The following is a 21,536-nucleotide window of genomic DNA, read 5'->3' as shown; positions in this document are numbered from 1 at the left end:
CCCGCACAACCTCACGCAACACCTCAGGCCGACCAACACCCACCACAACACCCACCAATCACTCAGGTGTTGCAACGACCCCCTGAACCCGCCCGAAACGCTCGCTCACCTTTGCAGTCTGGTGGACAATGTCAGCAACGAGCCAAAGGAGTTCCGCCATGCCAGAGGTCCTGACTTCCCGGTATCTCTTCGGACCGGGTCCCAGCAATTGCTATCCGGAAGTGACCGCCGCGTTGGCCTATCCGGTGATCGGCCATCTGGATCCCGTGTTCATCGAACGCCTGGATCGGACATGCGCCGGGCTCCGGACAGTATGGGGGACCCGGAATGCCCGCACCTTGCCGTTGAGCGCCACGGGTTCGGGCGGCATGGAAGCTGCCTTTGTTAATGCAGTGTCCGACGGCGACGTCGCGGTGATCGCCGTCAACGGCCTTTTCGGGGAGCGCATGTGCGAGGTTGCGCGGCGCTGCGGCGCCACAGTGGTGCGCGTCGATCACGAGTGGGGCCAACCCGTGGATGCGGAGCGGGTACTCGCCGCGCACCCGCATCCCAAGGTGATTGCCGCCGTCCATGCCGAAACCTCCACAGGTGTTCTGTCCGACGTCGGGCCCCTTGGCGCCGGCAAAGGCGACGCCCTGCTGATCGTGGACGCGGTGACGTCCATCGGTGGACTGGAACTGTTGGCTGACGAGTGGGGGATCGACGTCGGCTACGCCGGGACGCAGAAGTGCCTGGGAGTGCCCCCTGGATTGTCCCCCTTCACGGTGTCCGAGCGCGCTTTCGAGCGGCGCATCAAAGAGCCACGCTCCTGGTATCTGGATATCGGCCTTCTGGGTGGGTATGTTGGCGCGGCGAGTGGCAGGCGGACGTATCACCACACGGCGCCAGTGACCATGATCGCCGGGCTCGAAGCCGGACTGGACCGCATCCTCGCCGAGGGTCTCGCCGCTGTTCAGGCGCGGCACCGCGCCGCCGGGGCCGAGTTGCGAGATGGCCTTGAAGCGATGGGATTGGAGCTGTTTGCCGCGGAGGGTTCTCGATTGCCAAGCCTCACCACTGTCAAAGTGCCCGACGGCGTCAATTCGGCTGCGGTTCGCGCTTACCTACTGGAGAACTTCAGTATGGAGATCGGATCCGGGGCCGGTGCGTTTACGTCGACGGTTTGGCGGATCGGCACGATGGGCCCGAACGCGAATAGGGCCTCGGTAAAGCTCGTCCTTGGCGCGCTCGAAGAAGCGATCGCAAAAGCCTGATCCTCGCTTACCGATGGGGGGCAAACCCTGAACGCTCGCTCACGTATGACGGCCAATTCCTAAACGCTCGCTCACGTATGACCAGAAAGTGCCGAACCGTCCTGCAGATCATCTGCAGGACGGTTCTTTGTTTTGGCCCGATATGTGAGCGAGCGTCGGCCCGGAAGACCATATATGTGAGCGAGCGTCGGCCCGGGAGGGGCTAGTGTCCGTTCGCCTGGGCCTTCATGGCGAGCATCTTGTCGAGGGGCTTGGCGTATCGTTCCTGGACGATTTTCAGGTGCAGCCAGCACTCCACGCTTGCTACGGATTCCATGGCCCGCGCCTTGTCCAGGACTTCGTACATTTCGTCCAGGGAACTGACGCCCACGGTAGCCACGAGGTCATGCCGGCCAAGGCAACTGGCGATGAATTCCACGCCCGGCGTCGCCGCGAAGAAGTCGATTGCTTCCTCGGTTCCGGCCGCCGTCGAGATCCCGAAGCCAAAGGCCATGGATCGGGAAGAGCCGGAGCGGCTCCGGATGGGGCCGATCTGCATGACGCGGGCTTCGAGCAGGCGAAGGACCCGGATCCTGGCGGCGCTGGCGGAGAGTCCGATCCGTTCACCGAGGGCTTCGAAGCCGAGTCGACCGTCTACCTGCAGTTCACTCATGATGAGAAGGTCAGTCTGATCCAACTCCAGTTGGGGATCCGGCGGCTCTTTGCCGAGGAAGAGGCTGCGGACAACTTCCTTGTACATCAGTACGTCCACGGCAGCCACGCCCTCGCAGAGGCGGATGGCCTCCACGTCTTCGTAGAGCCTTTCCACTGTCGGCAAGCGGAGCTCGGCGATGATGCCATACCGGCCCGTGGTGAGGGAAGCGAAGACGGCACCGTCCAGCTGGCTCAACTTGTCCAAGGCCGCGCGTGCGGATCCGTTGAGCTGGATGGAGATGTGTGCGACGGCGGTCAGGCCCAGCAAGCGCGGATGGACTGCCGCGACAATCCGCAGCTCTCCGGATGACGTGAGCTCATTGACCTTGGCCGTCACCGCAGAGCGCGTCACGCCCAGTTGCTTGGACAGCTCGCTGAACGAGGCGCGGCCATCGGCCTGCAGCAGGCGGATCAGCCTGTCGTCCAGATCTTGCATGGTCTTCACAATAACCGCCTTGTCTCTGGGCCGCGGCAACGGACGCTGAACCGGGGGTGCGGCGCCCCGGCGGCCCGAGCGCCGCCGTCGTAATCAATACTTTCACGAGTCAAGCGATGGGCGAGTGTTTTGGATCAATAAGTCATCATCACCGTACAAAAACTGTGTCACATCAGTATTAAACAACGGATTCGCTTGATTAACGCAGGATATTCGCTAGCATCGTGATCAGCGCCACATCGGCGTACTCCGACTCGCGTTTCCACGCGACCCCAACAGTCATTGGAGATCTGCACATGCTCAAGATCACGAAACCCGCCTTGGCGGCCGCGGCGTTGGCCCTGTTGTTGAGCGGCTGCTCCGCGGCAGCTTCCCCCAGTTCCACGGGCCCAGCATCGGCCACCGCGCCGAAGGGACTCGCCTCGAGCGGCAAGCTCACCCTGTGTATCGACCCCGAATACGCGCCGCTCGAGTACTACGCCAACGGCTCAAGCGGTGACATCGTGGGGTTCGACGCCGATGCCGCCCGCGCGCTGGCCAAGCACTGGGGCGTGGATGCCAAGTTCGAAGTGACCACCTTCGATGGCCTCATGCCGGGACTCCAAACCCGCCGCTGCGACGCAATTTTCGGCGGCCTGTACATGAGCAAGGCCCGGCTGGACGTCGCCGACGCCTCAGCCGTCATGAACGCCGGACCCGCAATCCTCTCGGCACCAAGCAGCGCCGGGAATTACAAGACGGCGCTGGACTTGTGCGGCCACTCCGTCGCAGCGCAGAGTGCCTCCGCCAACGCCGCGCGCATCACCGCGCTCAAGGATGAGTGCAAGAAGGCCGGCAAGGACGAGCCCAAGCTCACCGAATACCCCAAGACTGCTGAAACCGTGCTTGCGGTCCTCAACGGCAAGTCCGAGGCCCTGATCGAGACCAATGTGGCAGCCGCTTACATGGCAGCCCAGAACGACGGCAAGCTCACAGTGGCCCCGGGAGTCTTCCCCGCGGACACCACGTTCGGCGTGTTCACCCGCAAGAACGATCCGCTGTCTCCCGCCATCGCGCAGGGGCTGAAGGAACTCCACCAGGACGGCACCCTGGCCAAGATCGCCAAGGACAACAAGCTCGATCCCACGATCGTCGACGTCCCCTAGCCGCCCCCGCGGGGGCCGCAACCATGCTGCGGCCCCCGCCCCCTAACGCGAAAGGAGTTGGTGATGGAGTTCGATGTCAACATCTTCGTCCAACAACTCGTGAACCCTAGCTACGTGTCCGGGGCTTTCCTCTCCGTCGCCGTCGCGGTGCTTTCACTTGTCCTGGCCACGGCCATCGGCTTTGCCGTTGCCCTGGGACGCACGTCCCGCAGCCGGATAGCCCAAGGCGTCGCAGGAATCTATACCTGGTTCTTCCGGGCCATCCCCGCGCTGCTTGTCTTGCTCATCATCTGGAACGCCTTGCCGCAGCTTTTCCCCGTCCTGCGCCAGGATTGGTTCTCCCCGTTCATTGCCGCGTTCATCGGCCTGGGCATCGTGGAAGCCGCCTTCATGGCAGAGATCATCCGTTCGGCACTGCTCAGCATCGACGAAGGCCAGGCACTGGCCGGCCGCGCTCTTGGAATGTCTCCGGTCAAGGTCATGCTCAAAGTTGTCCTGCCGCAGGCCATCCGCACGGCACTGCCTCCCACTGGCAACGAGTTCATCGGCTTGGTGAAGTTCTCCTCGCTGGCCTCGGTCATTTCCTTGCAGGAATTGCTCACCACGGCGCAGGTGGGCGTGAACATCACGTTCCGCTATGCCGAGTACTACGCCGCGGCGATCGTCTACTACCTCATCATCGTCAGCCTTCTGACGCTTCTCCAGAGCTATGTGGAGAGGAAATTCGTCTGGACCTCACGGTCCAAATCCAAGAAGCCTTCCGTCCTGGAACCAGTCGGCCAAGGAGTGCAGTCATGACCCACAGCGGCCCGGAACTCAAACAGGAAACCTGGTCCACCAACGATCCCGTACTGAGCGTGCGGAGTCTCCACAAGAGCTACCAGGACCAGCACGTCCTGCGTGGGGTCGAATTCGATATCCACCAGGGACAAGTCAAAGCGGTGCTGGGTCCTTCCGGTTCCGGCAAGTCCACGATGTTGCGCCTGATGGCGCTACTTGAGCCAGCCGACGACGGCGAGATCCGCCTCCGCGGGCGACGCATCGGCGTCCGCGAGAAAGCAAGAGGGGCCGTGGCCCTGCCGGAACGCGAGCTCGCCAAAGAGCGCCGCAATATTGGCATGGTCTTCCAGAAGTTCAACTTGTTCCCGCATTTGACAGCTTGCCGCAACGTGATGCTCGGGCTAACTTCCGTCAAGGGCGTCCATCCCAAGGAAGCCGAGGAACAGGCGATGGCGATGCTCCAACGCGTGGGGCTTTCGCACCGGGCAGGACATTTCCCCTCGGAGCTTTCCGGTGGCCAGCAGCAACGTGTAGCCATCGCCCGTGCTTTGGTGATGAACCCCGACGTCCTCCTCTTCGACGAGCCAACCTCCGCTCTGGACCCCGAACTGGTGGGCGAAGTCCTGGACGTCATGGAAAGCCTGGCCAACGACGGCATGACCATGATCGTGGTCACCCACGAGGTCCGTTTCGCGCGGCGGGTAGCTGATGAAGTTACCCTGTTCGACAGTGGGGTGATCGTGGAGCAGGCTACTCCGGACGAGTTCTTCGACAACCCCCAGCACCAACGCACCAGGAAGTTCTTGAGCCATGTCCACTAAGCACCGCCCGCTCGCCGTCTATACGGACATGGAAGACCTCGATTACTCGGCCGGCGCCGCCCTGCTCGAAAACAACGGTTACGAGGTCCGGTATCTCGGCACCCAGGACCCCGCGGTCATCGCGGAGCAAGCGAAGGAAGCAGAAGCCCTGCTGGTCGGCTACGCCACGGTGACTGCGGAGGTCATGGACGCCATCCCGGGCTTGAAAATCATTGCCCTTGTCTCGATGGGTTTCGACAACGTCGACCTTGATGCCGCCAAGGAGCGCGGCATTTGGGTCAGCAACCTTCCCGGGGTCGCCACCGAGGAGGTTGCTTCGCACGCGCTTGCGCTTGCCCTGGCGGTCACGCGAGAAATCCCGTTCTTCCAGGGACGCGTGGCCGAAGGGGATTGGAACACCCGCCCGGAAAGCACCGTGTTCCGGCTCAGCCAGGAGCGGCTGGGGCTTATTGGGCTCGGGCGGATCGGCAGCCGCCTCGGGGAGCTCGCCTCCAGCGTCTTCGGAGAGGTCATCGGCTATGACCCCTACCTCCCGGACATCCCAGCCACGAGGGAAATGTTGGCGAAAGCGGGCATCCGCCGGACTGGCCTGGAAGACGTCCTCGCCGAGTCCGCCGTCGTGTCTTTGCACATGCCGCTCTCGGAGGAAACGCACCACGTCATCAACGCTGAGAGCCTCGCGGCGATGCGGCCGGGGAGCTATCTGGTGAACGTCAGCCGCGGTCAGCTGATCGACAACGATGCCCTCCGCGCGGCCGTCGACTCCGGCCACATTCGTGGAGCGGCGCTGGACGTGCTCGACGTCGAACCCGCACCTGCCGACCACCCGCTCATAGGCCACCCTCGGATCCTGGTGACGCCGCATGTCGGCTTCCTTTCGGACCACACGCTGGCCGAATACGTCAGGATCCAGGCGCAGAACGTCATCTCGCAAGCCCGCACGGGTGCACCGGACACTCCGTTGTTCGAGCTGGAACCCGCCCGCTGAGCACCGGCTGCACCGCAAACTTCAACACGCAAAGGTCTTTCCCATGTCATTCCTGGCATCCCATGAAACTTCCCCCATAGCCCCCGCCGCAACACTGTTCTACGGCGGCCGCATCCGGACCGTCGACTCCCTGAACTCCGTCGCGGAGGCGATGCTCGTCATCGGCAACCGCGTTGCCGCCGTCGGGACGCCCCACGAGTGCCGCGATGCGGCGCTTAAGCTCACGACGGCGGTGCCCGACGTCGTCGACCTCCGGGGCCGCACGTTGGTGCCCGGCTTCATCGACCCGCACGCGCACCCGCTGATGTACGGACAGTTGCTGTCCTGGGTGGACTGTGGGCCGGAAGCAGCGCCGGACATCCCCACCATGCTGGAACTGCTGGCGAAGGCGGCGGCTGACAATCCCGGGGACACCCCGATCCGGGGCTACGGCTACGAGCACCGCAACCTTGCCGAGCAACGCCACCCCACCCGGCAGGAGTTCGACACCGTCTCCACCACGCGCGAGGTGTACGTCATGAACGCGAGCGGGCACGGCGGAGTGGTGAACTCGTACGCGCTCGCGAAGGCAGGCGTGGACAGCAACACCCCCAATCCGCCAGGCGGAACCTTCTTCAGGGACGCCCGTGGCGAACTGACCGGTGAACTCTCCGATGCCGCTTGCGACATCCTCACGGGAGACGAAGGCGTCAAGCTGGGGCATCACGGACCCAACTTCCACCTCGGGGACAGCAAGGAACACCACCGAGCTCAGTTGCTGCATGCCCAGCGCGAGTTCCTCAGCCACGGCGTCACAACGATCGGCGACGCCCAGGTGACCAAGCGCGAGTTCGGCGCCTACCTGGACCTCGTGGAGCGGGGCGAATTGGTGACTCGCATCAACGCCTACTTCCTGTCGAGCCTGTTGGACGAGGTGTTGGAACTGGGTCTCGTGGACAAATTCGGCGATTCCCTCCTCTCCTTCGCCGGCATCAAGCTCTATGCGGACGGCACCCTGGGCGGCTGGACGGCGTACTTCCCGGAGGGCTACCGCGACGATCCGTGCCGCACCGGTTCGCTATATCACGAGCCGGCCGAGTACCGGGCGTTGGTTGCCAAAGCGCACAGCGCCGGGCTGCAGACGGCAACCCACGCGCAGTCGCCCACGGCCATCCAATTGGTACTGGACGCCGTCAGCGAGGCTGTGGCTGCTTCGCCACGAGCCGACCACCGGCACAGGATCGAGCACTGCGGGCTGCCCACACTGGAACAGATCGACAAGATGGCCGAGCTGGGCATCATGCCCGTCAACCAGCCGCAGCACTATTACAACTGGGGTCCCGGTGTCACGGATGCCATCGGGTCCCCGGGCGAGCGCTTCAACCCGCTCGGCGAGTTCGTGGCCGCAGCAGTGCCGGTGACCATGAGCTCCGACGCTCCCGTGGCCGATCCGCGGCCGTTGGAAGCCATCCAGACCTCCGTGACCCGCAAGACCCGCTCCGGGGTCCAGTTGGGCTCGGATGATCTCAAGATCGACGTCGTTGAAGCCCTCCGCGCCCACACCATCAACGGTGCACGGGCCATGGGGCGCGAGAAGGACCTCGGTTCCCTGGAGCCGGACAAGCTGGCCGACTTCGTGATCCTCGCCGCTGACCCGTTGGAGGCGCCCGAAGGCGACATCAGCAGCATCGAGGTTGTGGAGACCTGGGTCAACGGCGTGCGGGCGTACGCGCTCTGACGGGGCGCCCTGCACCAGATCGCCGGAAAGCTGCCGGTTCGCCGGAGCCTTCCGGCGATCCCGTAGCCTTCCGGCGTGTTGGGGAGGTTAGGGAACCCCGACGGCGGCACTCCAGGTGAGTGCCGCCGTCGGGGTTTTGCTGTGCCTGCGGAAGACCTAGGCCCGACGGATGGCCTCCGCGAGGCGCTTGATTCCCTCGGTGAGCTGATCTTCCGGGGCATACGAGAAGGCAATGCGGAGCTGGTTGCTGCCATCGCCGTCGGCGTAGAACGCACTGCCTGGGACAAACACGACTCCTGCCTCGATCGCCGCGGCGAGCACGTGCTCGGTGTCAATGCCCTCGGGCAAAGTGACCCAGGTGAAGAAGCCACCCGTCGGCGTGGTCCATTGGGTTCCCTCGGGCATATAGGCGGCCAAGGCGTCCAGCGTGGCCTTGCAGCGCGAGGCGTACACGGCACTGTAAGCGGCAATCTGGTCCCGCCAATCGAAACTGCTGATGTACTGCTCCACCACCAGCTGGCTCAAGACCGAGGGGCAGATAGTGGTGGCTTCGGAGGCGATCTGGAGACGACCACGCACGTCCTGAGGTGCCACCACCCAGCCAACGCGCAGGCCGGGGGCGAAGATCTTGGAGAACGAGCCCAAGTAGAACACGTTTTCCGGGTCGAGTGAGTGCATGGCGGGCTTGAGCGTCCCGTCGAAGCTCAACAGGCCGTAGGGGTTGTCCTCGACGATCAGCACGCCTTCGGCTCGGCAAATGTCCACAACCCGTTGCCGCCGTTCCAGCGAAAGGCTAATGCCGGAGGGGTTGTTGAAGTTGGGGATCGTGTAGAAGAACTTGATGGTCTTGCCGGCGGCTTTGAGCCCGGAAATGACGTCTTGGAGGCGGTCCGGATCGACGCCGTCGTTGTCCATGGCGACGTGGGCCACCTCGGCCTGGAAGCCTTCGAACACGCCGAGCGCGCCCACGTAAGTTGGGCCTTCCGCGATCACCACGTCTCCCGGATCGCAGAAGAGCTTGGTCACCAGTTCCAAGGCCATTTGCGAGCCCGCCGTGATCTGTACATTTTCCGGGGCTGCGTTGATGCCCTCAAGCTCCATGACCTGGCAGATCAGGGCCTGCAGTTCCTCAGTTCCCGCGCCGGAGCCGTACTGCAGGGCCTCCAGCCCCCGGCGCATGACGACGTCGCTGGCCATCGCGGCGATGCGCTCCATCGGCAGTACGGGCAAGTAGGGGTTGCCGCCGGCAAGGGAGATCATGCCTGGCTGCATGGATACATCGAAGACGGCGCGGACGGGGGAGGGCTGGAAGCCGGCCGCACGCTTGGCCATCCGGCCGGTATGGGAAAGCTCTGCTGTGGTGGTCATGGTGGTCCTTCGGTGGTTTGGTTTAGTCGCTTGAGGATGGTTACTGTGCGCTGAGGAATCGGTGCAGGATGCGAGTGCCCGCGTGGATGGCCGCAACGGGGACGCGTTCGTCGATGCCGTGGAACATTCCCGCGAAGTCAAAGCCTTCGGGAAGCCGCAAAGGCGAGAAGCCGTAGCAATTGATGCCGAGTTGCGAGAAGGCTTTGGCGTCCGTGGCTCCGGACATGACGAACGGGAGGGCCTTCCCTGCGGGATCGACGGCGGTGATCGCCGTCTGCATGGTCTCCAAGAGTGCACCGCGGGCTGGTGCTTCGAGCGAACGGCCGTCTTCCCAGCTCACCTCGATGCCGGGTCCCAAGAGATCCATGAATTGTTTCTTGAATTCGTCATCGGTGCCCGGGGCGATGCGGCAGTCGACAGTGGCGGTGGCAGTTCCGGGAACCACGTTGGTCTTATATCCGGCATAGAACTGCGTCGGAACCGTGCTGGTACGCAAGCCCGGGAGGAGCATAGCGGCGAGCAAACCGAGGGAAGCGAGTTCGTCGTCGAGCCTTTCGATATCGAGCGGGCGGCCGAGGGCCCCACCCAACTGCTCCACCAGCGCGGAGAGCGAGGCACTCCGGACCACCGGCCATTTGTGTTCCGAGATGCGGGCAAGGGCGGAGGAAAGGCGTGCGACGGCGTTGCTTCCGTTGGGGACGATGGAACCGTGGCCTGTGGTTCCGCGGGCGGTCAGGGTTGCCCACGCGACCCCTTTTTCCGCGACTCCCAGCAGGTAGAGCCTCAGGTCGTCGCGAACCTGGAGGGAAAAGCCGCCGATTTCGCCGATCGCTTCAGTGACGCCATGGAACAGATCAGGGTGTTCGTCCACCAGGAACTGGGCGCCGAACTCGCCGGCTATTTCCTCATCGGCAACGAAAGCGAAAACGATGTCCCGCTGGGGCACGAAATTTTCGCGGCGTAATTGGCGGACGGCGGCAACGGTCATGGCAAGCATGTCCTTCATGTCCACCGCACCGCGACCCCACACGAAACCGTCGTTGACCTCGCCTGAGAACGGATCCATGGTCCAGTCCGCACGGTTGGCCGGGACGACGTCCGTATGGCCGTGCACCAAGAGGGCCGGAGCATCCGGGTCGCTACCTTTCATCCGGACCACCAGGTTGCCGCGGCCGGCAGCTTTTTCGAGCAATTCGCCTTCGAGACCGAACTCCGCGAGCAAGGACTGAATGTATTCGGCGCAGCGCGATTCGCCGTCGCCGGTCGTGGCGGGATCGCCGGTGTTGGTGGAGTCGATATGGATGAGTGCGCTGCAAAACTCCACGGCCTCGGCGGCCATGGCGTCGTGATGTTCCCCCACAGATGGTCCTTTCGTTGCGCTCAATCCGCGCGTTCCGGCGCGCAAATCGCGCACCCTTCCAGCGCGCGAGTTGGCGCGAGTCTTAGTGCGCGTCCGCGAGTTTGGAACGCTTCTTGAGGATGAATTCTTCGGCGTCGATGCCGAATTCCCGGGCCGCGAAGCGGTGCAGCGTTTCGATCATCTCGGCGGGTGCGAAGCTGTGGACCCCGTTCAGGGACTGGATCGCGAGTCCATCGATCGTTGCCAAAAGAAGGGTGGCAACTTCGTCAATATTGATGGCTGGCTGGATCAGTTTCTCGTCCACGGCCTCCTCGAGCGCCCGGACGAACAGGCCGCGCCATGAAGTCCAGACTGCTGCCACGCTGTCCCGGATCTCGGAGTTCTTGTGGGCTGCGGCATAGATCTGCAGCCAGAAACCCCAGGCTTCTTCGAATGGGGTGTCGCTCTGAATGGAAAAGGTCAGGAGATCGTGCAAGCGTTCCACCGCGTTGCTGCCGTGATCGTAGATGCGCTGCCATTCGGCGAGGGACTCGTCGATACGGTACTCCACTGCGGCACCAATCAACCTCTCCCGGTGCCGGAAGTAGTGCTGGATCATCCCGATGCTGAAGCCCGAGGCCTCGGAGAGTCCGGCGAAGGAGCAACCCTCCACGCCTTGGCGAGAGATCACCTGCGATGCATGGTGCAGGATGCTCTGCCGGCGTTCGGCCATAGCTTCCGCTGTGACGCTTCGTGTGCGGCGGCCCGGGTTTGTCTCGCTCATGCCGTTGCTCCTTCGTTTGTCTGGTCGCGCTGGTCCAGGTGGGGCGCCTTGTGGTTGCCCTTAGTCATCTCTCCACGATGTTGCCATGGTCCCTTGACACGCGTTGTTACTCATCTCACAATAAGTTGAACATATTGTTATTTCAACCCAACTCGAACCGGAGATCCACAAATGATGCGCAAAGGCGTGAAAAGCTCGCTCGTGGCAGCGGCAGCCATCAGTTTCTTGGTGTTGACAACGGCTTGCTCCAACACCGAAGGTGCGGCCGCGACCGCATCCGGTAATGCATCGGCCAGCGGTCAAAGCAGCCAGAGCGGCCAGGAACTCGCGCAGGCCGTGAAACCCGATTCCAAGGTCCAGGCATTGCTCCCGGCTGCGATCAAGAGCAAGGGCTCGCTGACTCTCGTGACGGACCCCACCTACGCCCCGATCGACTTCACCGATGACCAAGGCAAGATCGTCGGTCTCGAACCGGACATGGCCCTGGCCGTCGCGAAGAAGTTGGGCGTCACCATCAACATCGAAAAGGCCGATTTCAACGGCATCCTGGCCGGTATCGAGGCCCGCCGCTACGACGCTTCCTGGGCCGCTTTCTCCATCACGGACGAGCGCAAGGACAAGGTCAACATGGTCAGCTACATGCGCGGAGGAACGTCCGTCATGGTCAAGAAAGGCAATCCTCTGGGCATCAACTCGGAACTGGACCTCTGCGGCAAGACCGTAGCGGCCCAGACCGGGACCACCCAGGCGTTGAGCGTCCTCCCGTCCTTCGACAAGAAGTGCGCCGACGCCGGCAAGGACAAGCCGATTTCGCTCCTGCTGCCCCAGCAGGACAACGTCAACCAGGCTGTGGCATCGGGCCGTGCCCAGGCACTCGTGGCGGACAACGCACTGACCGGCTACTACGCCCAGCTGCAGCCGGACGCCTTCACTTCCGTGGACTCCATCCTCGTGGAACCATCCCTGTCGGGCGTGGTGAGCCCCAAGGACGACGGCGGCCTGTCCAAGGCATTCCAGGCGGGGATCCAGTCCCTCATGGATGATGGCACCTACGCGAAGATCATGGAGGCCTGGAACCTCAAGTCCGGCATCGTCACCAAGTCTGAGATCAACCCGACGGTGGGGTCATGACCGTGTCCGAGCTGCCAATAGCCGTCGAGGCACGGCATGACTTCGCGGATCTGGCGTCGCGGCCCGTGCTCAAGCGCAAGCGGCCCGGACAACTGATCGCCATGGTGGTGGTGGGGCTCTTCGCTGTGATGGGCGCCTACGTCATCGTCACCAACCCCGGGTTTGGCTGGCCCACAGTCGCCAAGTACTTGCTCGATATCCGCATCCTCAACGGCCTCCTGACCACCATTGAACTCACAGTCATTGCCATGGTCCTGGGGCTCGTGATCGGCCTGGTGATCGCGGTCATGAGGATGTCGGACAACGCGCTCCTGCGTGGTGTTGCCGGTGCTTACATCTGGTTCTTCCGGGGCACGCCGCTCATGGTGCAGATGCTCTTCTGGGGCTTCGCCGCCGTTCTGTTCCCCACCATCGGGATCGGCATCCCCGGCGGTCCAATGCTGGTGGAATGGAACACCAACGACGTCTTGCCGCTCTTCGTGGCAGGCATCCTAGGCCTGGGCTTGAACGAAGGCGCCTACATGGCCGAAATCGTGCGTGCAGGCCTCATGGGCGTTCCCGCGGGACAGTCCGAGGCCTCCCACGCCATGGGCTTCAGCCGGATGGAAACCCTGCGCCACGTGGTCATCCCGCAGGCCATGAAGATCATCCTTCCGCCGGTGGGCAACGAGACCATTTCCATGCTCAAGACCACCTCGTTGGTGATCGTGATCGGCGTCGGAGACTTGCTTTACAACGCCCAGCAGATCTACGCGCGCAACCTCCAGCAAATCCCCCTGCTGATCGTGGCGAGCCTCTGGTACATCCTGCTCACCACCATCCTCTCGCTCGTCCAGGCGCGCATTGAGAAGCGGTACTCCCGCGGCAACAACATCCAGGCACGAAAGGCTTAGCGGCAATGTCTGAAGTCCAGTTTCTCAACGTGCACAAGGATTTCTCCGGCATGGAGGTCCTCAAAGGCATCAACTTCACGGTCGAATCGGGACAAGTGGCGTGCTTGATCGGCCCTTCAGGATCCGGCAAATCCACGCTACTTCGATGCGTCAACCACCTCGAAACCACCAGCTCCGGAACCATTCTCGTGGGTGGCCGCATGATCGGCTACGAGGTCCATGGCGACAGGCTCATCGAGGCGCACCAGAAGGACATCAACAAGCGCCGCTCCCGGATCGGCATGGTGTTCCAGTCCTTCAACCTCTTCGGCCACATGACGGCCCTAGAAAACGTGATGATGGGTCCCGTCAAACTCCTCAAGGTTCCCAAGGCCCAAGCCGAGGCCGAAGCTCGTGAGCTCCTGGCCAAGGTAGGCCTCGCCGACCGCACGGGACACTATCCGGCTCAGCTCTCCGGCGGCCAGCAGCAACGCGTGGCCATTGCCCGGGCTCTGTCCATGAAACCCGATCTCATGCTCTTCGACGAGCCCACCTCCGCGCTCGATCCCGAACTCGTAGGCGAAGTCCTCGACGTCATGAAAGCCCTAGCCCGCGACGGTATGACCATGATCGTGGTGACTCACGAAATGGGCTTTGCCCGCGAAGTGGCTGACGTCGTGGCGTTCATGGACGGCGGCATCATTGTCGAAGCCGGCGATCCCAACGAGATCATCTCCCGCCCCCAACACGAGCGAACGAAGGCGTTCCTCTCCAAAGTTCTCTAGGCCCCACGTTCAAAGGATTCCCACCTTGACCAGTTCCATCCCTACCAACAACGTCGGCCTTGCCGTCATGACCACGCTGCGGAACTACGGGATCGACGCGATCTTCGGAATCCCGGGCACTCACAACCTCGAGTTCTACCGTCACCTTGAGCCGCTCGGCATCCGCCCGGTAACCACCCGCCACGAGCAAGGAGCCGGGTACGGCTCCGACGGATGGAGCCAGCTCAAGGGGCTTCCCGGCGTCGTGATCACCACCTCCGGTCCCGGCCTGCTGAACGCGATGTCCGCCGCGGCTACTTCCTATTGCGAGTCCCGGCCCATGATCATCCTGTCCCCGGGCGCGCCGCGCGGCAGCGAATTTTCGGACATCGGGCTGCTGCATGAGACCAAGGACCCCACCGGCGCGGTCCGCGCCCTGATCGGGCGAAGCACGCGCGTGTCCAGTGGCAGCGAAGCTGTCGAGTTGATTCACGAAGCCTTCGCCTTCTTCGAGCACGGGCGGCCGCGTCCGGTCCACATCGAGATCCCGTTGGATCTTTTGGAGTCTGCCTCCGACGTCGACCCTTCCGCCCTCGAGGCCCGCCCCTTGGGCGCGCCGAAAACAGCAGCCGACGACGCCGTCGCGACCGCCGCGGACATCCTGCGTCGGGCATCGAATCCGGTAATCCTGGCCGGGGGCGGATCGCTCGGAACGGGCGGCGCGCTGCTCGAACTCGCGGAGCTCCTGCAAGCCCCCGTGGTGACCACCATCAATGGCAAGAGTGCCATTCCGGAAGCCCATCCTTTGTCCCTTGGCTCGGAAATCCGGCTCGCCGCGGCACAGGATCTGTGCAATTCCTCGGACGCGCTGCTGGTGATCGGCTCCAAGGTGGGCGAGTCAGAGCTGTGGGGCGGCAAGATCGTGCCGCAGGGGAGTTGCATCCGCATCGACATCGATCCAGCCCAGCTGCAGTGCAACGTTGCGCCGGATGTCGAGCTCCTCGGCAACGCGTCCGCCGTCGTGCCCCAACTGCTCGCGGCGCTCGCCGGACATTCTCCTGTTGGGGTGCCAGAGCTGTCTGCGCTCCGTGCCGAGCTGCAGGCGGAAGCCCGTTCCATGGCGCCCGTGCTGGCACAAATCAACGAGATCATTGCGGCCGTTCTGCCGGCGGACACGGTCATCGCGGGCGATTCCTCGCAGATCACGTACTTCGGGACCACGTCCTTCTTCCCCATGCAGCAGCCGCGCCAGCTCCTGTACACCCCCGCGTACGCCACCTTGGGCTATGGGCTGCCTGCTGCGATTGGCGCCAAGGTGGCCGATCCCGATCGTCCAGTGGTGGGCCTGATCGGCGACGGTGCGCTCATGTTTGCTGTCCAGGAATTCATTACCGCCGTGGAACAGGGCGTGGACCTGCCCATCATTTGCATCAACAACGGTGGCTATGGCGAAATCCGGCAAAACATGGAGGACCGGGACCTGGCCCCTGTCGGCGTGAACCTGACCCAGCCAAACTGGGTACTCCTCGCCGAGGGCTTCGGACTGACCGCGTTCAACGTTGAATCCCTCGACGAGCTCGCCGGAGTGGTCACCAAGGCGCTCGCCGTCAAGGGGCCGAGCCTCATCCACGTGAGCATCCAGTAACCTCCCGTCACCTCGGCATCCCGTGGACGCTCGCTCACCTTTGACGGCCCGTGGGCGGACGCTCGCTCACTTTCTTTAAGCAAGCGATGGAGCGTCCGACGGAAAGCCCCTATATGTGAGCGAGGGTCGCCGGGGGAGGGCGGTGTGTCTGGGAACAGTTTTGGACCGGTACGACTTTAGGAAGGAACACGATGAGCGGGACGATCAATAACGCCGAGTTGAAGGCCGCGGCATGGGGGTGGGTGGAGCAGCAGAAGGAGCAACTTTCCGCCTGGCACACGAATATCTGGGAACTGGCCGAACCGGCATGGCGCGAGTACGAGTCGTGCGCCTGGTATGTGAGAACGCTTCGCGAGTATGGCTTCACGGTTGAGGAGGGAAGTGGGGGCATGCCCACCGCGTTCGCCGCCGAGTGGACAAGTCCCGCCGGTCCCGGCGCGAGGATACTTGGCTATGCCGAATACGATGCCATCCCGGGCAATTGCCAGGCGGCGTCCACCAAGCGGGAACCCCGTGCCGGGATGTCGCGATTCGCTCCGGGCCACACCGATCCGCATTCGGCCCTTGGCATCTCGACGCTCGCAGGCTTCCTCGCGGCGAAAGACACCATGGAACGGCACAACATCCCAGGCACCTTGGTTTACACGGGCGAACCGGCCGAAAAGGTCCAGGGATCCAAGGTGGTCCACGGCCTGCGCGGCTACTATGACAACCTGGATGCCATCATCTCGTATCACCCGTTCTACATGATGCCCCTGTGCAACACCGCGCGTTGGGACACTCATTGCGGTTCGTACTACAGCAAGATCTACACCTTCACATGCGACAACCCCGAGGGCTGGAACAACACTTACGGCGATAGTCCCATCCCGTCGTCGCACTCCGCCGCCCGGGCACCGGGAGCGGACGCCGCCCTGTTCACGATGTTCTCGCTGACCAAAACCACCCAGGACTCCATGCTGCCGCAGGCGGGCGGTTGGTCGCTGTCGGAAGCGATCCTCACTGCCGGGCAGGCGACGGCGGACAACCAGCCGGCGGGGCTGGCCCAGATCCAGTACTCCTGGCGCTGCCCGAGCCTCGCCGAGGCCGACTCCGTGCTGGCGGTGCTGGATCGCAACGCGGAACTCGCCGCGGCTGCATCGCACTGCAGCGTTAGTTCCCGCTGGGTAGCCCGCAACCGTCCGGGCATCGCCAACCACACTGTGGCCCAAGTGGCGTGGGAGAACATCGCTGCCGTGGGCGCTCCGGTATTGGATGAGCGGGCCAGGGAGATCGGACGTGAGATTCAGGCATCCTGCGGGGTGGAGCCCATGGAGAATCCGTTCCATCCGGCAACGGCCGAGCTCATCACCCCGCGGGACGCCGAAGCAGAGCTGCGCCGCCACATCCCGGCAACCCAGCAGAACTGGACCAGCGATGACTATGTGGAAATGACCTGGTACGCGCCCACCATTCGCTTTTACACGGCACGGCCCACGCTGGCGCCGAACGAGAAGGGCACCCCGTACCCGGGCTGGGCGATGACCGCCATGGGTGGAATACCGGAGACGATTGACCCCACCATCACGGCGACGGGCAAAATGATCGCCGGCATGGTGCTGGATCTGCTCAACTCGCCGGAGGTGCTGGTGGAGGCCAAAGCAGAGTTCGACGCCGAGAAGCGCCGCCGCGGTGCGGTGGCACCGCTGCTTCCTCCCGATTTCAGCGCGCCGACGGATTTTCGCTGGCCCGAATACATCGGGGAAGGCAAAGCCCGGGAGTGGTGGATCCCCGTGTCCGAGGAGGCCTGGAACACCGCCGGCGGCAACTAACCGGACGCTCGCTCACGTATGAGCGAAAAACACAGAACCCTCCTGCAGATCATGAACTGCAGGAGGGTTCCGCTATTTGGCCTTATATCCGAGCGAGCGTCACGCCGAACGGCCTTATATGTGAGCGAGCGTTACAGCCCGAGTTCGGCTTTCAGTGCTGCTACGTGGCCCTGGGCCTTGACCTGGTACTGGGTCAGCTTGACCTTGCCTTCGCCGTCGAGCACTACGGTGGATCGGACCAGACCGTCTACCACTTCGCCGTTCACGAGCTTCTCGCCCCAGGCGCCGTAGGCCAGGGCCACTGCGTGGTCCTCGTCGGAGAGGAGCGGGAAGGTCAGGGAGTAGTCGCCGGCGAAGCTTGCGATCTTTTCCGGGGCGTCGGGGGAGATGCCCAGGACTTCGTAGCCGGAGGACTGCAGGCTGGAGAGGCTGTCGCGGAAGTCGCAGGCCTCGGTGGTGCAGCCAGGGGTGGCGGCTTCCGGGTAGAAGTACACGATGACGTTGCGTCCACGGTAGTCCGACAGGGAGACCTTCTGACCTTCGGAGTTAAGCAGTGCGAAATCGGGGGCCTGGGTTCCGGCGAGGAGTTTCTGGGTCATGTTGCGATCCTTGACTTGTCGGGCAACCGCCGTGGCCGGCGATCAATCTATAGGTGTAACGGGCTGCCTAGATGCAGTATTCCGCGGGTCCGCGGACTGTGGAGCCTGGTCCGGGCACGAACTGGTAGCCGCCTCCACGCACTGTGGCGATGACATGGCGGGCCGAGCCCAGCTTGCGCCGGACGCGTCCAACATACACGTCGATCGACCGAAATGCCGCGCCGGGACAGTCAAGTGACTCCAAAAAACGTTGCAATTCTTCACGTGGGATGGGTCGGGACAGGTTTTCCACGAGGTAACGCAGAAGGCTGTGTTCCATCGCCGTGAAACTGACCGGGACACCGTCCAGGAGAACGGTGTCCGCGGCCAGGTCCACTGCCACACTGCTGCGCCGGCCAGCCAGGGAGACAGGTGACGGAGCGGCAGGGCGGTTTCCGGCGTCGGACGCCTCCGGCGGAGTGCCGCCGTCGGACGCGGCCGAACCAGAAGACTCGGCGCCGTGCGCCGAAGGACCGGACGCCGAAGCGCCGGATGTTGCCGCTCCGGCGGCAGGCCAAAGGAGGACTTCCGCCCCCGGAGCAAGTTTGCGTGCCCGGGCCAGGACCGCTTCAGCGGCCCGGGCCCAAACCTCGGGATCGATCGAGCGGCCTTCGCCGGGCTGTACCCACACGGCCAGGCCGCGCGGGTGCAAACCGGGCCGAAGCGCGGAAGGCCGGACGGTCTGGTGCCGCGAGGCGTTGAGCCGTGCGGGCAGTTGCCCATACGGGGCATGGACGTTGACGGCCATGGCTGTGGCCTTACACGCCGCCGCGGCGGATCAGTTTGCCGCTGGGTGTGCGGCTGTCGATCTCGTTGCCGCGCAGGTATGTTTTGCGTACGACGCCGGAGAGCGCTTTGCCGTCGTACGGCGTGATCGGGTTCTTGTGCTTGAGCTTCTTGACGTCGACGACGAACGCGTCGTCCGGCGCGAAGATGGAGAAATCGGCGTCGTAGCCGAGCGCCAGCTGGCCTTTGTTGTGCAGGCGGGCCAAGGCTGCGGGCTTCTCGGACATCCAGGAAACCACTTGCTCCAAGGAGATCCCGCGGTGCCGTGCCTCGGTCCAGATCAACGAGAGCCCCAGCTGCAACGAGGAGACGCCGCCCCAGGCCACGGCGAAGTCGCCGTTTTCCAGGTCTTTGAGGTCAAGCGTCGAGGGGGAGTGGTCCGAGACGATGCAGTCGATGGTGCCGTCCTGCAGGCCCTGCCAGAGCAGTTCGCGGTTGGAGGCCTCGCGGATGGGCGGGCAGCACTTGTACGCGGTGGCGCCGTCGGGGATTTCCTCGGCCATGAGCGTCAGGTAGTGCGGGCAGGTCTCCACGGTGAGGTGCACGCCATCGCGCTTCGCCGAAGCGATCATGGGCAGCGCGTCCGACGACGAGAGGTGCAGGATGTGCGCGCGGGCGCCGGTCCAGCGGGCGCGTTCGATCACCTCGGCGATGGCTTTGTTCTCGGCGCCGCGAGGACGGGAGGCAAGGAAGGTGGAGTAGTGGGCGCCGCCGGGGTGCGGTGCGTGGTCGATCGCGTGGGAGTCCTCGGCGTGGACGATCATGAGGGAGTCGAAGGACTTGAGCTCGGCCATGTCCTCTTCCATCTCGTCCGCGTCCAGGTGTGGGAACTCGTCGACGCCGGAGTGGAGCAGGAAGCACTTGAAGCCGAAGACGCCCTCGTCGTGCAGCGGGCGGAGGTCCTTCTTGTTGCCCGGGATGGCGCCGCCCCAGAATCCGACGTCCACGAACGCCTGGTCCTCGGCGACTTCGCGCTTGAGCTTGAGGCCTTCCACGTTGGTGGTGGGCGGGATGGAGTTCAGCGGCATGTCGATGATGGTGGTGACGCCGCCGGCTGCTGCGGCGCGGGTGGCGGAGGCGAAGCCTTCCCATTCGGTGCGGCCGGGCTCGTTGACGTGCACGTGGGTGTCCACGAGGCCGGGGATGAGGGTTTCGTCCTCGGCGAGCTCGATGATTTCGGTGCCGGAGAGCCCGTTGCCGAGGGGTTCGATCGCGACGATCACGCCGTTGCGGATGCCGACTTCTCGGGCGGTGATGCCGGCGGTGGTGAGGATGCGCTGGCCGCGGATGACCAGGTCAAACGGGCCGTGTGCTGTGGTGGTTTCTTCAGACATGGAGTTGCTCCTTGGTCTCGGTTCGCGCTGCGTCATGGATGGGTGCCGCTTTTTCAGAGAGGCGCACGCCGATGTGCTGACCCAATTCTTCAAGCAGCGGCCCTGCTTCAGCTATACATTTCTCTACATTGGATTCGAGTTCGGTCAATGCGTGGACCGACTCGAAACCGGACTCCGAAAGTTGTTCCGGGCTCAGCGTACTGCGGCCGCAGACGGCAATCACAGGGATCCCCGAACGCGCCGCCGCCCGGGCCACGCCCATGGGCGTTTTGCCGAGCAGGCTCTGCTCGTCGAGGCTGCCTTCGCCGGTGATCACCAGATCCGCGCCGGCCAGCCGCTGCTCGAGTTCAGTGAATTCGAGGACGACGTCGATGCCCGGCCTGCGTGCCGCGCCCAGCGCCGCGATGGCAATGTAGCCGACGCCCCCTGCCGCACCAGCGCCCGGAGCCTGTGCGGCGTCCTGGGCTTCGCGGCCGATCTCGCTGGCGAGGACCTGGACGAAGTGGGTCAAGGCGGCGTCGAGCGTGGCGACGTCGTCCGGCGTCGCGCCCTTCTGTGGTCCGAAGATCGCGGCGGCGCCGGTGCGGCCCAAAAGGGGATTGTCGACGTCGGAGGCCAGGACAAACTCGGTGACCTCCAAACGGACGTCGAAGTTCGAGAAGTCGATCCGGTCCAGCCGGGCCAACGCGGCCCCGCCGCCCGGGAGTTCGTTGCCGTCGGCGTCGAGGAGGGCTGCGCCGAGGCCTTGCAGGACACCGGCGCCGCCGTCGGTGTTGGCGCTGCCGCCGACGCCGAGGATGATGTGCCGGCAGCCCAGGTCCAGGGCGGCGCGGATGAGTTCCCCGGTGCCCTGGCTTGTGGAGCTCTTGGCGGTTTCGGAGTTTGGCGCGCTGCCATCGCCGAAGCCAGGCAGCACCGCGAGACCGGAGGCCGCCGCCATTTCGATGACGGCCTCCGTGCCGCGGACGGCGAATTCGGCCGTGATCGGCTGGCCTGTAGAGCCGGTGACCGTGGTGCTCCGGCGGGTGAAGCCGGAGCCGACGGCGGCATCGAGAGTCCCTTCGCCGCCGTCGGCCACAGGAATGAGCGTGGTTTCAAAGCCCTCACCCGGGCGGCTGGCGGCATAACCGGCGAGCAGTCCGGCGCTCAGGCGGCTGGCGACCTCGGGGGCTGACAGCGATCCCTTGAACTTGTCCGGGGCTATGACCACACGCATTCCGTACCTCCTTCA

General features: G+C 64.1%; 19 protein-coding genes. 11 read left to right on the top strand and 8 right to left on the bottom strand.

The features are described 5' to 3' along the window. The first annotated feature begins 158 nt into the window (after positions 1–158). Positions 159–1,253 carry an alanine--glyoxylate aminotransferase family protein gene (locus tag HNP00_RS22375; protein ID WP_184741914.1) on the top strand — a complete coding sequence of 365 codons (1,095 nt, stop codon included), beginning with the start codon at positions 159–161 and terminating at the stop codon, positions 1,251–1,253. Positions 1,254–1,455: 202 nt separating this feature from the next. Here HNP00_RS22375 and HNP00_RS22370 read toward each other — a convergent pair whose 3' ends face one another. Continuing rightward, the gene (locus HNP00_RS22370; protein ID WP_260405131.1) at positions 1,456–2,382 is read right to left on the bottom strand and encodes an Lrp/AsnC family transcriptional regulator; all 927 of its coding nucleotides are present in this window, start codon (positions 2,380–2,382) and stop codon (positions 1,456–1,458) included. A gap of 224 nt (positions 2,383–2,606) precedes the next feature. On the opposite strand from HNP00_RS22370, the gene HNP00_RS22365 reads away from it, so the two are divergent. The 5 genes from HNP00_RS22365 (at position 2,607) to HNP00_RS22345 (ending at position 7,833) form a co-directional block, all read left to right on the top strand. Next, positions 2,607–3,527 carry a transporter substrate-binding domain-containing protein gene (locus HNP00_RS22365; RefSeq protein ID WP_184741912.1) on the top strand — a complete coding sequence of 307 codons (921 nt, stop codon included), beginning with the start codon at positions 2,607–2,609 and terminating at the stop codon, positions 3,525–3,527. A 63-nt stretch (positions 3,528–3,590) separates the two neighbouring features. Next, entirely contained in the window at positions 3,591–4,325 is a 735-nt protein-coding gene (locus tag HNP00_RS22360; RefSeq protein WP_184741911.1) for an amino acid ABC transporter permease, read from the top strand. After that, complete coding sequence (locus HNP00_RS22355) at positions 4,322–5,128, top strand: amino acid ABC transporter ATP-binding protein (RefSeq protein WP_184741910.1); 807 nt, start codon at positions 4,322–4,324, stop codon at positions 5,126–5,128. Before HNP00_RS22360 ends, HNP00_RS22355 begins: the two co-directional genes overlap by 4 nt. Next, on the top strand, positions 5,118–6,116 hold the full coding sequence (locus HNP00_RS22350; protein WP_184741909.1) for a C-terminal binding protein: 999 nt from the start codon (positions 5,118–5,120) through the stop codon (positions 6,114–6,116). The genes HNP00_RS22355 and HNP00_RS22350 overlap by 11 nt, the downstream gene beginning before the upstream one ends. A 43-nt stretch (positions 6,117–6,159) precedes the next feature. Continuing rightward, on the top strand, positions 6,160–7,833 hold the full coding sequence (locus HNP00_RS22345; protein ID WP_184741908.1) for an amidohydrolase: 1,674 nt from the start codon (positions 6,160–6,162) through the stop codon (positions 7,831–7,833). 156 nt (positions 7,834–7,989) lie between these two features. Here the strand turns inward: HNP00_RS22345 and HNP00_RS22340 are convergent, their stop codons facing one another. The 3 genes from HNP00_RS22340 to HNP00_RS22330 all read right to left on the bottom strand — a co-directional run bounded on the left by HNP00_RS22340 (position 7,990) and on the right by HNP00_RS22330 (position 11,324). Next, positions 7,990–9,201, bottom strand: a complete 1,212-nt coding sequence (locus HNP00_RS22340; RefSeq protein ID WP_184741907.1) for a PLP-dependent aminotransferase family protein — start codon at positions 9,199–9,201, stop codon at positions 7,990–7,992. Positions 9,202–9,241: 40 nt separating this feature from the next. Further along, positions 9,242–10,561, bottom strand: a complete 1,320-nt coding sequence (locus tag HNP00_RS22335; RefSeq protein WP_311770654.1) for a M20/M25/M40 family metallo-hydrolase — start codon at positions 10,559–10,561, stop codon at positions 9,242–9,244. Between the two features lie 82 nt (positions 10,562–10,643). Then, the gene (locus HNP00_RS22330) at positions 10,644–11,324 is read right to left on the bottom strand and encodes a TetR/AcrR family transcriptional regulator (RefSeq protein ID WP_184741906.1); all 681 of its coding nucleotides are present in this window, start codon (positions 11,322–11,324) and stop codon (positions 10,644–10,646) included. Positions 11,325–11,510: 186 nt separating this feature from the next. Between HNP00_RS22330 and HNP00_RS22325 the strand changes: the two genes are divergently transcribed. From HNP00_RS22325 to HNP00_RS22305, 5 genes are all read left to right on the top strand, one after another. Next, entirely contained in the window at positions 11,511–12,455 is a 945-nt protein-coding gene (locus tag HNP00_RS22325) for an ABC transporter substrate-binding protein (protein WP_184741905.1), read from the top strand. Further along, positions 12,452–13,348 (top strand): amino acid ABC transporter permease, encoded by an 897-nt coding sequence (locus HNP00_RS22320; RefSeq protein WP_184741904.1) that lies wholly within the window; start codon positions 12,452–12,454, stop codon positions 13,346–13,348. The genes HNP00_RS22325 and HNP00_RS22320 overlap by 4 nt, the downstream gene beginning before the upstream one ends. A gap of 5 nt (positions 13,349–13,353) precedes the next feature. Next, complete coding sequence (locus HNP00_RS22315) at positions 13,354–14,112, top strand: amino acid ABC transporter ATP-binding protein (RefSeq protein ID WP_184741903.1); 759 nt, start codon at positions 13,354–13,356, stop codon at positions 14,110–14,112. Between the two features lie 25 nt (positions 14,113–14,137). Continuing rightward, positions 14,138–15,736, top strand: coding sequence for a thiamine pyrophosphate-binding protein (locus tag HNP00_RS22310; protein WP_260405126.1), 1,599 nt, complete (start codon positions 14,138–14,140; stop codon positions 15,734–15,736). A 191-nt stretch (positions 15,737–15,927) separates the two neighbouring features. After that, positions 15,928–17,547, top strand: a complete 1,620-nt coding sequence (locus tag HNP00_RS22305; protein WP_184741902.1) for an amidohydrolase — start codon at positions 15,928–15,930, stop codon at positions 17,545–17,547. 131 nt (positions 17,548–17,678) lie between these two features. On the opposite strand, the gene bcp is transcribed toward HNP00_RS22305, so the two are convergent. The 4 genes from bcp to HNP00_RS22285 form a co-directional block, all read right to left on the bottom strand. Further along, a complete protein-coding gene (bcp, locus tag HNP00_RS22300; RefSeq protein ID WP_184741901.1) occupies positions 17,679–18,146 on the bottom strand; it encodes a thioredoxin-dependent thiol peroxidase in 468 nt (155 codons plus the stop codon). Between the two features lie 67 nt (positions 18,147–18,213). Further along, positions 18,214–18,933, bottom strand: a complete 720-nt coding sequence (locus HNP00_RS22295; protein ID WP_184741900.1) for a winged helix-turn-helix domain-containing protein — start codon at positions 18,931–18,933, stop codon at positions 18,214–18,216. A 10-nt stretch (positions 18,934–18,943) separates the two neighbouring features. After that, the gene (gene allB / locus HNP00_RS22290; RefSeq protein WP_184741899.1) at positions 18,944–20,305 is read right to left on the bottom strand and encodes an allantoinase AllB; all 1,362 of its coding nucleotides are present in this window, start codon (positions 20,303–20,305) and stop codon (positions 18,944–18,946) included. Next, complete coding sequence (locus tag HNP00_RS22285; RefSeq protein WP_184741898.1) at positions 20,298–21,521, bottom strand: glycerate kinase; 1,224 nt, start codon at positions 21,519–21,521, stop codon at positions 20,298–20,300. Before HNP00_RS22285 ends, allB begins: the two co-directional genes overlap by 8 nt. Positions 21,522–21,536 lie beyond the last annotated feature (15 nt).

Source organism: Arthrobacter sp. AZCC_0090 (assembly GCF_014207375.1).
Lineage (GTDB): Bacteria > Actinomycetota > Actinomycetes > Actinomycetales > Micrococcaceae > Arthrobacter.
The sequence above is the reverse complement of the archived record's forward strand: the minus strand, read 5'-3'. Positions and strand labels throughout refer to the sequence as shown.